At 44.7% G+C, this 10508-nt stretch carries 14 protein-coding genes and 1 pseudogene; 9 read left to right on the top strand and 6 right to left on the bottom strand.

The features are described 5' to 3' along the window. The 7 genes and pseudogenes from K6G33_RS11445 to K6G33_RS11475 all read left to right on the top strand — a co-directional run. Positions 1-743 (top strand): annotated as a pseudogene (locus K6G33_RS11445) (hypothetical protein); the annotation flags it as partial. Between the two features lie 12 nt (positions 744-755). Beyond that, positions 756-992: a hypothetical protein gene (locus K6G33_RS11450; protein WP_296779577.1), complete on the top strand. Its 237-nt coding sequence runs from the start codon at positions 756-758 to the stop codon at positions 990-992. Between the two features lie 8 nt (positions 993-1000). Further along, entirely contained in the window at positions 1001-1276 is a 276-nt protein-coding gene (locus tag K6G33_RS11455; protein ID WP_296779579.1) for a hypothetical protein, read from the top strand. A gap of 1 nt (position 1277) precedes the next feature. Beyond that, positions 1278-1409 carry a hypothetical protein gene (locus K6G33_RS11460; RefSeq protein ID WP_296779581.1) on the top strand — a complete coding sequence of 44 codons (132 nt, stop codon included), beginning with the start codon at positions 1278-1280 and terminating at the stop codon, positions 1407-1409. Further along, positions 1406-1612, top strand: a complete 207-nt coding sequence (locus K6G33_RS11465; protein WP_296779585.1) for a holin — start codon at positions 1406-1408, stop codon at positions 1610-1612. The genes K6G33_RS11460 and K6G33_RS11465 overlap by 4 nt, the downstream gene beginning before the upstream one ends. 5 nt (positions 1613-1617) lie before the next feature. Beyond that, entirely contained in the window at positions 1618-2154 is a 537-nt protein-coding gene (locus K6G33_RS11470) for a D-Ala-D-Ala carboxypeptidase family metallohydrolase (protein ID WP_296779587.1), read from the top strand. A 163-nt stretch (positions 2155-2317) separates the two neighbouring features. Further along, positions 2318-2506: a hypothetical protein gene (locus K6G33_RS11475; protein ID WP_296779590.1), complete on the top strand. Its 189-nt coding sequence runs from the start codon at positions 2318-2320 to the stop codon at positions 2504-2506. A 143-nt stretch (positions 2507-2649) separates the two neighbouring features. Here the strand turns inward: K6G33_RS11475 and K6G33_RS11480 are convergent, their stop codons facing one another. From K6G33_RS11480 to thyX, 6 genes are read right to left on the bottom strand one after another with little or no spacing between them, the layout of a single operon-like run. Beyond that, positions 2650-3867 carry a U32 family peptidase gene (locus K6G33_RS11480; RefSeq protein ID WP_296779592.1) on the bottom strand — a complete coding sequence of 406 codons (1218 nt, stop codon included), beginning with the start codon at positions 3865-3867 and terminating at the stop codon, positions 2650-2652. Continuing rightward, positions 3860-5377: an endolytic transglycosylase MltG gene (gene mltG, locus K6G33_RS11485; RefSeq protein WP_296779595.1), complete on the bottom strand. Its 1518-nt coding sequence runs from the start codon at positions 5375-5377 to the stop codon at positions 3860-3862. Before mltG ends, K6G33_RS11480 begins: the two co-directional genes overlap by 8 nt. Continuing rightward, entirely contained in the window at positions 5370-5930 is a 561-nt protein-coding gene (locus tag K6G33_RS11490) for a 5-formyltetrahydrofolate cyclo-ligase (RefSeq protein ID WP_296779599.1), read from the bottom strand. The genes mltG and K6G33_RS11490 overlap by 8 nt, the downstream gene beginning before the upstream one ends. A 1-nt stretch (position 5931) precedes the next feature. Then, complete coding sequence (locus K6G33_RS11495; RefSeq protein ID WP_296779600.1) at positions 5932-6474, bottom strand: DJ-1 family glyoxalase III; 543 nt, start codon at positions 6472-6474, stop codon at positions 5932-5934. Positions 6475-6487: 13 nt separating this feature from the next. Further along, a complete protein-coding gene (locus tag K6G33_RS11500) occupies positions 6488-7375 on the bottom strand; it encodes a phosphatidylglycerol lysyltransferase domain-containing protein (protein WP_296779602.1) in 888 nt (295 codons plus the stop codon). A gap of 10 nt (positions 7376-7385) precedes the next feature. Then, positions 7386-8153, bottom strand: a complete 768-nt coding sequence (thyX, locus tag K6G33_RS11505; protein WP_296779604.1) for an FAD-dependent thymidylate synthase — start codon at positions 8151-8153, stop codon at positions 7386-7388. A gap of 224 nt (positions 8154-8377) precedes the next feature. Between thyX and K6G33_RS11510 the strand changes: the two genes are divergently transcribed. Next, positions 8378-9664, top strand: coding sequence for a hypothetical protein (locus tag K6G33_RS11510; protein WP_296779606.1), 1287 nt, complete (start codon positions 8378-8380; stop codon positions 9662-9664). A 296-nt stretch (positions 9665-9960) separates the two neighbouring features. Further along, on the top strand, positions 9961-10389 hold the full coding sequence (locus K6G33_RS11515; protein WP_296779609.1) for a VanZ family protein: 429 nt from the start codon (positions 9961-9963) through the stop codon (positions 10387-10389). The last annotated feature ends 119 nt before the right edge of the window (positions 10390-10508 follow it).

Raw genomic sequence — 10508 nt, forward strand, 5'->3', positions numbered from 1 at the left:
TGTTGTCGGAAAACGGCAGCACGATCATACAGCGGACGGCGCTGTTCAGCGATACAAGCCTTCAGTTCCATCATGAGGAGTATAGCTTCACGCTTACGGAAGATGCCCGCGTGGGACTGTACTTCAAGGCACTGCATCAGGGCGGCCATCCGTCTTATGTGAGATTTATGATAGTGGACAGTGATGTTGTAGCCGAGCCTTTTACCGCAGATATTACAGGCGGAGGAACAATATCGGGCGTGACTTGTTGGGAGCCGTACCACGTAGACCTACCACTTACAGTTACAAGCGGAGCGCAGTCAACTACGGTGACAATTGATCTCGGAGACAGTCCGCTTGGAGCAGGTGATACAATTGATTACACAACGACCGAAATCTCTATTCCGACATACGAAGGTTCCAATACTATCACAGCCGGGACCACTGTGCAGCCATCATCAATGTACATAAAATACGAGGATGATGAATCAAGCGTCGGAGCGTTCATGAATGCTACAGATCTGGCATATGTGAGCATACCTGAGAGCGTAGAGCTGATAGGACGTAACGCATTCACAAACACAAGCCTCACTAAGGTCCGTATATCAAGAGACTGCGTATTCTATCCGACGAGTTTCCCTGCGAACTGTGATATATGGTACTACGGTGACGAGCCTACACCAGACGGGTACTATACCGCAGCACAGGTAGACAGCCTGATATCTGCGCTTGATGCGAGAGTAACGGCACTTGAAGAAACGTAAGGAGTGATAAAAATGAAAATCGCTGACATGACCAAAGAAGAGTTACTCGCCGAACTTGATGAAAGGTACGTCCGGCAGAAAGACTGCTCAGATCGGCATGAGCTAATCAATGAGAAAGTTGTAAGCACGAATCTGCTTGCTGAGAAAAGCAATACGAAGCTGTCAATTCTAATTGGCATCTTAGCATTTGTCGCGGGAATAATGGCTCCGCTTGCAGCGAAAACGCTGTGGGAAATGGCTATGAAATAGGAGGCACCGTGAAAGATAAATGCCTGAACTGCAAAGAGTGGCACACGATATACCTACTGGCTAAGGCAGAGTTTGACCGCAAGCTTGGCTACGCGATAGCAGTCATGATAGTATGCATTGTCTTGGCATTTATCGCTCTTATAATCACCGCTCTTTGCGTTGCGAAAACGCAGAAATTTATAAATCAATTTGAATACGTCGAAGAAACAGTTGTTTCCCAAGACGGTAATGGTACAAATGTCGCTGTTATAGGCGATAACAATGATGTAGGAAAGGAATATTGATATGGGACAGAAAATATTCAAAAGATGGTACTGGAGAAAGAAAAGCGGAAGCAGATCAATGGACCATGAGCCAAGCCTTCTTGAAAAAATCAAGGATTTCTTCAGGAAGATTTTCGGAGGAGGAACATCATGAAATTAAAAAGCTGGATAAGAGCTGCACTGATTAGAGCAGCGAAAACAACTGCACAGACCGCAATAGCAGTGATCGGCACTTCTGCCGCTCTGGATCAGGTCAACTGGGGCACGGTAGTTTCGACGGCTCTGCTTGCAGGTATCTTATCAGTACTTACGAGCATTGCAGGTCTGCCGGAAGTAGATAATAAAAATCGGAGGTGAAAATCATGGGAAATCTAAGCACACATTTTGACAAATCCGAGTTTCGCTGTCAGTGTGGTTGTGGAGGCGAAAATCCGTCACAGCTGCTCATACAGCGCCTTGAGGAACTGTTTAAGCTAATGGACGCAAAGTCCATTATTATCACAAGCGGCTATCGCTGCCCGACCTACAGTGTGTCTGTGGGCGGCTTCAAAAACGACGCACACACTTGCAATATCGCGGCTGATATTATCGTCAACAAAAAGAGCGGCGGAACATATACAGCTGAGGACATTGCAGAAGCTGCTGAGCGTGTAGGCTTCGGCGGTATTGGTCTGATGCAGGGGGCTTGCCATGTTGATTGCCGTGACAGTGAGCCATACGTAAATAATCACTGGTTTGGCGATGAGCGCGACGGCAGAAACTATATACAGACGTTTCAGCGTGGGACAGTTTTTCCAGGTGAAATAGAGCAGGCAGCTCCTGAGCCTGAGAAAAAGCCAATCAAGATTACTGTCGAGATCGACGGCAGCAAGTACAGTGGTACGCTGGATAAGCAGTAAATTACATACAATTTTACATACAATCAAACGGCATCTTAGCATTTTTAAACAAGATGAAGCACGAAAAATAGGCAATTTTTTATATATATAAAGGCTGAGATTTAAGATTGATTTAAGGTACATTGCTTATAATATGCATGATGAAAGATTTGGGGGGATATTGATGAAGAATTTCCTGAAACTTCTTAGTGTCAGCATTGTGCTGATGTCACTTACATCATGTGGTACTGAGCAGATCGTCGTTCCTGATGATGATGAACCCAAAAGCGGAAGAGTTATTTATGTTTCTCCTGCTGATGCAAAGGCAGATGCAGGTACTTCTTCTTCTGCGGCATCGACCCTTAAAAAGTGAATAGTAAAAAAATAAAGGCAGTTTCTAAGCGGAGTACTCATATAGAAACTTTACACGAAATTATCGGGGGAATCCTTTCTTTGGAAAGGATTCCCCCGATATCTTATGTAAAAATTTCTGTATAAGCGCCGTGCTTACTGCCTTTATTTTGTTTCCTTACGGATAACAGTTCCTTTTGGGAATGTCAGTTCGGAGGAGAAGGAGAACTTCATCATTGCATGATTTGCAGTTTCGATCTCCTCACCGTTTTCGTCGTACAGATGCTCCAGTGCCATTTCAACAGGTCTCTGTGAAGGTGCGAGCAGCTCAACAGTATCACCTGCGAAGAATTTATTCCTCTGGGTGCAGTATACAGTGCCGTTTTTGCATCTTTCAACAACTGCCACAACATCGTAATTGCGGATATATCCGCTGTTTTCGTAGTACTGAGACTCCTCTGGAGTACCGAAGAAGAATCCGTTGCAGTATTTGCGGTGGCTTACTTTGTAAACCTCATCGCGTATCCAGTCGGGGAGAACGAAATTATCAGGATCCTTGTAGTAGTGATCCACAGCCATACGGTATGCATTGGTAACAACTGTTACGTAATAAGCGGATTTTGCTCTGCCCTCGATCTTCAGACTTGTAACGCCTGCCTGTGCGAGTTTGTCGATATGTTCGATCATGCACATATCCTTTGAGTTGAGGATATACGTGCCTTTTTCGTCCTCGAAAACGGGGAAGAATTCATTGGGACGCTTCTCTTCAACGAGGTGATATCCCCAGCGGCAGGGCTGCGCACATTCTCCGCGGTTAGCATCACGGTTCACGAGGTACTGTGAGAGCAGGCATCTTCCTGAAAAAGAAACGCACATAGCACCGTGGACAAAAGTCTCGATGTCGAGATCGGGACTTGTTTTAGCCCTGATCTCTGCGATCTCATCAAGTGAGAGTTCTCTTGCGAGAACTACTCTTTTTGCACCCATATTGTACAGCTCACGGGCTGTAACGTAGTTCACGATACCTGTCTGAGTTGAGATGTGTATCTCCATATCTGGAGCATACTTCTTTATCAGCATCAGAAGTCCGATATCTGCAACTATAAGCGCATCGACCTTTGCTTCGACAGCTTCATTTACAAAACGCTCAAAGAACTGTATCTCGTTGTTTCGTGGAAGTGTATTGCAGGTAAGGTATACCTTTACACCTTTTTCGTGTGCAGTCTGAACAGCTTTGCAAAGCTGTTCAAATTCAAAATTGAGCGGCGATGAACGCATACCGAACTGCTTGCGTCCGAGGTATACCGCATCAGCGCCGTAGTCTACGGCGGCTGTGAAGCGTTCCTCATCGCCTGCGGGAGCAAGTACTTCAAGTTTATTCATAGTTTTCCTCCGCTGCGGCAGCAGCTGCTGCTTCTTCGGCAGCTATACGTGCTTCTTCCTGTTCTTCCCATGCTGCTTCATCAGCCTTGACCTTAGCATCATTCTGGAGATGCTCATCGTAGGTCTTGGCGAAGACTGTATCTCCTGTATAGATATTAGCAACAAAGTAGTAGTCCTCTGTCGGCATCTTTTCAAGAACTGCGTCGATAGCCTCAAGACCGGGACTGCATATAGGTCCGGGAGGGAGTCCCTGTCCGATATAGGTATCGTATGCATTGAGCATTTCGCTGTTAGGAACTTCAAGATGAGGCTTGATAACGAAATTCGCATAGTTCGATGTCGGGTCTGACTGGAGCTTTCCGACTGTTTCTCCTTCAGGGTGTTCAAGTCGGTTCCAGAATACACCTGCAACGTGGTTCATGTCAGCGCGGTTAGGCGCTTCCTTCTGAACTATCGAAGCCATTGTTATGATCTCGTCCATTGAATAGTTGAGTGACTTGATGCGTTCGATTCTTTCGTCAGACATCTTCTGATTGAAGTTGAAGTATATCTTCTGGCAGACCTGTTCAGGATCCATATCCTTGGTGAAGGTATAGGTATCAGGGAAAAGATAGCCTTCCATACGTGCATCAGCGAATCTGAGGGAATTCCATTCCTTAGGAAGGTATTCCTCGAATCTGTATCCTAAGCCGCCTGCATTGAAGTTGAAGATGAAGTCATCTGCGCTGCATACTCCGTTTTCTTCGAGGAGCTGAGCTGCGTCATATATTGTCTTGCCTTCAACAAAAGTGATGGTAACTTCTTCCTTCTTTTCTTCTTCTTCAATATTGGTGAGCTTGTTTATGATAGTTTCATATGCCATGCTCGGGCTTACAAAGTGTTCACCTGCGATGTACTGATCGGGAGTTTTTCTGAATCTTGAGAAGAACTGGAAGCATTTCGGCGAGCTGATAATGCCTTCCTCGTAAAGGAGCTGCGAAATATCTTCTGTTGATGCTCCTTCGGGGACTATTATGAGCCTTGATGTATCCGACTTGCCGATACCGAACATATCGCGTCCGAAGGCGATTATAACCAGTGAAAGACAGATTGATACCGCAAAGATGAATACTGTCAGGATAAGAACGCCCGGGAGTCGGTTCCTTTTCTTCTTCTTTTTCTTATGATGGGGATTATTGTGCATCTGAGCAGCTGCGCCTCGTGTCAGAACAGGAGGATCGTCTTCCTGCTGATGCTGGGCAGGTTTGCGGAACTCGGCGTTGCTGCGCACAGGTTCGGCGGACTCATTATCAGCCGCATGGGAGATAACTTTTCTCTGAGGCGCTTCATGTGAAGGAGCGCTGCGGACAGGTTCGCTGATAGCGTCCGCTGTTTCTTCTATTGGTCGGTCTGCTGTTTCAGCAGGCTCTTCCGTTTGTTTTTCTGACTCTGCTTCAGAAGTATTTTTGGCATTATCGAGTTGTTTGAGTATATCATTGATAACATCGTCGTTGTTTTTGTTATCAGCCATTGCAGAGCACCGTCCTTTCTTCCGTTACTATGAGATCGACTGTCAGATCGTGCTTCATGAGCGGGAGCTGATCCACGATGATCTCTTCATATGCAAGGGCAATAGTGTACATTTCGGGATACTGTGATATGAATGCGTCGTAGTATCCTCCGCCGTAGCCAAGCCTGCCGCCTTCCTCGGTGAATGCGAGACCGGGGATAATGCATACGGTCTTGTCCGTGATGACGGGCTGGGGGAGAGCGATATCGGGCTCAGGGATTCGGTACATTCCTTCATGGAGGTCAGCGACCGATCCGATGAGGTGGAACGACATTGAGCGCTCGGCACCGCATTTGGGCAGAGCTACTTTTTTGCCCATTTCAATAAGCTTGTCTATGAGCAGGTATGTATCCACCTCTGAACCGAACGAGGCATAAAGGAGGATATTGTCCGCTTCTGTGATCTTTTCTTCTTCGAGAAGTCTCTCGGTTATATCGAGGTCTTTGGATACCTTATCCTTGATCTCTGCGCGAAGATGTGAGAATTCTTTTCGTAGTTCTTTTTTTATTTCCATATCAGTCACATAAAATAGCGTTGCGCTGTCGTCGGCTTTCTTCCTTTGAATGAACTTTTTCAACGAGCTTGAGTCCGAAATCAACGGCAACTCCTGCGCCGCGGGCGGTAATGAATATACCGTCTTCAGCAACGCCGCTGTTTCCGATATTTGCGCCCTCGAGCTGAGTTTCAAAGCCCTCGTAGCATACAGCGGTCTTACCGCGGAGAAGTCCTTTATGTCCCAGTATAGACGGAGCAGCGCAAATAGCTCCGATATACTTGTTGTTTGCTGCACAGTAATCTATTGCTGCTTGAACGTATTCGGATTTTTCGAGGTTGAGAGTTCCCGGCATACCGCCCGGGAGCACTATCATCTCCAGCTCATCTGTGAGCGGAGCTTCCTGTGCGATCGTATCAGTTACAACGGGGATACCGTGTGAGCCTACGATGATATTGTCGCCGACACCAACGGTCACGACTTTTTTTTCGGCTCTTCTGAGCAGATCAATAGGAGCGATAGCTTCGGTTTCTTCAAATCCGTTTGCAAGAAAGACATAGATCATGTTCTTTTTCCTTTCATTTAAAAGTTAAAGTGTATTTTTTGAGGAGAAAGGCAGGGTGGTACGACTGCTTTGCTTTTCGCAGTCCTTCGATGCCAAGATCCTCCTCACGGTTGATATATTTATATCCAGCAGCTGCGGATCTGGCAAAGCAGTTGTTGATGCCTGCGTAGATGCCGCTGAACTGCGTATCAGCTTTTTCGATGTGGACACAGAAAGTGTCGTTGTTCAGTCTGTCGCCGATAGTGAACGCAGCGAGCTTTCCGTCGATACGTATTACTCCGCCTTGCAGACCGAGTTCCGCGAAGTAGTTGAAGTAGGTGTTTATTGCGAACTGCTCCGCCATATACGAGTGATCCGAAAGAGCTTTGTTATTGTATTCAACAGCACTGAACGTAATGCAGTCGTCAAAGTCTTTTTCGGTGAGGGGAGCGTATTCGGCACCGAGCTCATTGTACCTTGCGAGGTGATTGCGCTTGCCGTGATACTTCCTGCCTGCAAGACCAATAAGGTCGGATGCGTTGTATATATAGTCCCAGTCGCCGTCATCGGTATCGACTGTAAAGCGTTGGGGATAAAGCTCGTTCATCACTTTTAAAGTAGTATCAGTGACCCCCATGATTTTCAGAGACTTGCCGCGTGAATACGCATAGGACATCATCTCGCCGATGACCTCCCTGAGATCGCCTTTGCCTGACGGAAAGAAAAAACGCGGCGTACCGTCTTCGGAACGAAAGGCACAGCAGATGTAGAAATCCTTGTAGAAGGCTATCTGTGAATCCCCGAGTCTTCGCCATGCCAGGTTGTTTGAGAAATTGTACTCACAGCCCATGAACTGGGAATATTCAAGTGCAGCGGTAATACGCTTTTTGTCTTTGATATCAATATCTCTGAATTCAAGCATTTAATTTATTTCACGCTTTCATTGAGGAAAAATTCTTTTTTACTTCTTCAATTTTACCGCAGGTCATTTTGCCCTCGGGACATTTTCCCTCGGCAACACATGACGGACCTGCATGAGCAAATATATGCGGAGCGACTTCAAGACATTGTTTCAGCATCTCGTTGGCAACAGCTCTTATCTCCCACTGTGCGCGGTTGCAGCAGCGATGGCGGAAGAAATTGAACAATGAACGGACATTCATGGAAACGACTATCTTTGTTTCGCAGGCATTGGGGAGTATGAAGCGAGCGTCCTCGTTAGCAAGCTTGGAAGCCTTTGAACGTGCGGCCTTTTCATCAAGTCCCTGTGCCGTGAATTCTGCGGTATGCTTTTCGGTAAGGATATCGGCAAGCTTCTCGTAGCTCTTTGTGATCTCGTCGATCACTCTGTCGTACTCCGATTTAGCCTCAGGGATATCCGCGATAGACGGGGGAGTAATGAAATTGAAGCCGTTTTCGTTTACATAGCGCTGGCTTTTCTGAGAATATGATGCGATACGGTGTCTTACAAGCTGATGAGAGCAGGCTCTTGATATTCCCTCGATGCCGAAAGTGAACGAAACGTGCTCGACTACGCTTTCATGACCTATTGAAATTATCATGTCAATAAAGCTTGTGATCTTTTCTTCTGTCAGTCCGTATCTCAGAGATTCGATATCGCTGCTTGAATAGCAAAGCTTTGCAGCAGTTGCGATAAGCTTTTCAGGCTCGGGGGTATATGCTAAAAGTTCAACTTTCACATCTGACACCTTCCTTATTTATAATAATACACATACATCTATTGTATCATTTATCTGCGGCTAAGTCAAGGAAATGAGCAAAAAAATAATTTGCATAATATGTTTAATTTTTGTATTTGGTGATAAAATGAAAAAAATTTCGCTTTAACTATGGACAAATCCAAAAAAGTGTTGTATAATAAAACAGTATCTGGAATCTACAATTATATCGGAGGAATTTACAGATGAATAAGTTTAATAAGTTTGCTGCAGCTGCTGCGGCTTTTGCTCTGGCTGCTGCTTCAACAGGTTGCAGCGCTCCTGAGGCTATAACATTTGGTAAGGGCTCGCAGACTGCTCTTACAATAGATGGTTACGAAGTGCCTGCTGGTGTATTTATTTATAATGAGATTTATGCATATAATACAGCTTCATATCAGGTGTATACCAAGAACGGCGGCAAAGAGCCTTCTGTTGAAGACGTAAAGAATGCAACTATCGAATCAATGGACGCTACAGACTGGATACAGGATAAGGCTACACAGGCCTGCAAGGACTTCGTAGCTAATGAAAAGGAATTCGAGAAGATAGGCGGTAAGCTTACAGATGATGAGCTTGCCGAGATAAAGGATATGCTCTCGTCAAACGGTTCGAGCGCTATGTTCTCTGAAAACGGCGTTGGAGAAGAATCCCTCAGAAAGGTCATTGAGAACAACTACAAGCAGACACATATCTTTGAGCATTACTACGGTCTCGGTTCGGAAAAAGGCTGTACTGAGGACGAGCTCAAGGAGTACTATCAGGACAAGACTGCAAGAATCAAGTATTTCTCAATAAGTCTGGTCGATGATGAGGGAGAGAAGTTCGATGCAGATGAAACACGCCGTATCAATAATATGATCGACGATTACATCAAGGACATCAATGCTGAAAAAACCAATGAGGCTAAGCTCAAGAAGATCGACGAGTGCGAGGAAGAATACAAAAGCTACGTTGAAAAGCGTACTGCTGAGGCAGCTGCAAAGGCTGCAAAGGAGGCAGGCGAGACTACAACATCTACCACCACTACGACCACAACTACCACAACAGGTGAGAAGGGTGCAACTACCACAACAACAACCGTTGATCCTCACGAAAAAGAGGTAACTGTAACAAAGTATTCGACTACAACAGCCGACAACAGTTCTTCGGATAATGCTACAACGACAACTTTGTCAGCAGAGCAGGAAAAAATTCAGAAGGCTCAGCAGGACTATAGCGATTACCTTTTCAACAAGATCGCACTTTATAAAGCTGAAAGGTATGATTATGACGAGAATACAGTTTATATCGTTATAAAGGCTGATATCAAGGAGCGTATGACTTCCGAGGATCTCTGGAATGACACTACGATTGATTCTCTCCTCAGCGAACGCTACTATTCAGACTTTGAGGATATGATGAAGGAGATCGTCAAGGGTTATGATATCAAGAAGAACTCCACAGCATACAGAAAGTATTCACCATTCAAGTTAAAGCTTGATATCAAGTAAAGAATCAAGGCTGCCGTAAGGGCGGTATTCATATAGAAGTATTAAGCCATAGTATTTCTGATATACAGTCAGAGGTACTATGACTTTTTTATTGACAATGCAGCGATGCTGTGATATAATTTTTACGAACATAAATCTGAATTTATCAAGCTATCTGCTAAAGAAAGGATGATGCAGTGACTATGATCGAGATTTCCTATCTACAGATGTATATTTTTATAACTCTCATTTGGATACTTGTGCGATCCATAATTTTGATCAGATTCAAGAAGTTTTCGGTAAAACGCGAACTACAGATGCTTCTTGTATACATATGCCTTGTAGTTATTGCAAGATTTGTATATTTTCCGTTACATTATGTTGATGGAAAAATAGGTACACTAACGATCGGATTTTCAAAGACACTGTCTGACATGATAAACGTCATCCCGTTTTATTTCCTCTTTGACAGATATGATGGATGGCTTATCAATATTATCGGGAACATCGCAATGTTTATACCTTTGGGAATAGTATTGCCTATCTGTTTTCACAAGCTTGATAATATCAAAAAAACTGTGATCGCAGGGATTTGTTATATTATCTTTATTGAGCTGTCCCAATTGCTATGTTCCGACAGGCATACAGATATTGATGACATAATATTAAACACGAGCGGTGTTATGATTGGGGCGTGTGTCGTATTTGCTATACGAAAAGCCACAAATTCTGATTTGGTACAATAAAAGAGTAGAAAAGCGATGTGTCCAAAGCATTGCAAAGCTACTCTTTTTTTATTACAATAAGAGAGAAAAGGTCCGGCGTAATTCTGATAGGATTAACACATCCGTGCGATAAACTGTCG

Source organism: Ruminococcus sp. (assembly GCF_024691275.1).
Classification (GTDB): domain Bacteria; phylum Bacillota; class Clostridia; order Oscillospirales; family Ruminococcaceae; genus Ruminococcus.

What these genes read in the sequence shown, in the direction of transcription:
- K6G33_RS11460 (WP_296779581.1), top strand. Translation starts at nt 1,278, where the DNA reads ATGGGACAGAAAATATTCAAAAGATGGTACTGGAGAAAGAAAAGCGGA.
- K6G33_RS11465 (WP_296779585.1), top strand. Translation starts at nt 1,406, where the DNA reads ATGAAATTAAAAAGCTGGATAAGAGCTGCACTGATTAGAGCAGCGAAA.
- K6G33_RS11510 (WP_296779606.1), top strand. Translation starts at nt 8,378, where the DNA reads ATGAATAAGTTTAATAAGTTTGCTGCAGCTGCTGCGGCTTTTGCTCTG.
- K6G33_RS11480 (WP_296779592.1), bottom strand. Translation starts at nt 3,867, where the DNA reads ATGAATAAACTTGAAGTACTTGCTCCCGCAGGCGATGAGGAACGCTTC.
- K6G33_RS11475 (WP_296779590.1), top strand. Translation starts at nt 2,318, where the DNA reads ATGAAGAATTTCCTGAAACTTCTTAGTGTCAGCATTGTGCTGATGTCA.
- K6G33_RS11470 (WP_296779587.1), top strand. Translation starts at nt 1,618, where the DNA reads ATGGGAAATCTAAGCACACATTTTGACAAATCCGAGTTTCGCTGTCAG.
- K6G33_RS11500 (WP_296779602.1), bottom strand. Translation starts at nt 7,375, where the DNA reads ATGCTTGAATTCAGAGATATTGATATCAAAGACAAAAAGCGTATTACC.
- K6G33_RS11450 (WP_296779577.1), top strand. Translation starts at nt 756, where the DNA reads ATGAAAATCGCTGACATGACCAAAGAAGAGTTACTCGCCGAACTTGAT.
- K6G33_RS11490 (WP_296779599.1), bottom strand. Translation starts at nt 5,930, where the DNA reads ATGGAAATAAAAAAAGAACTACGAAAAGAATTCTCACATCTTCGCGCA.
- mltG (WP_296779595.1), bottom strand. Translation starts at nt 5,377, where the DNA reads ATGGCTGATAACAAAAACAACGACGATGTTATCAATGATATACTCAAA.
- K6G33_RS11495 (WP_296779600.1), bottom strand. Translation starts at nt 6,474, where the DNA reads ATGATCTATGTCTTTCTTGCAAACGGATTTGAAGAAACCGAAGCTATC.
- K6G33_RS11515 (WP_296779609.1), top strand. Translation starts at nt 9,961, where the DNA reads ATGCTTCTTGTATACATATGCCTTGTAGTTATTGCAAGATTTGTATAT.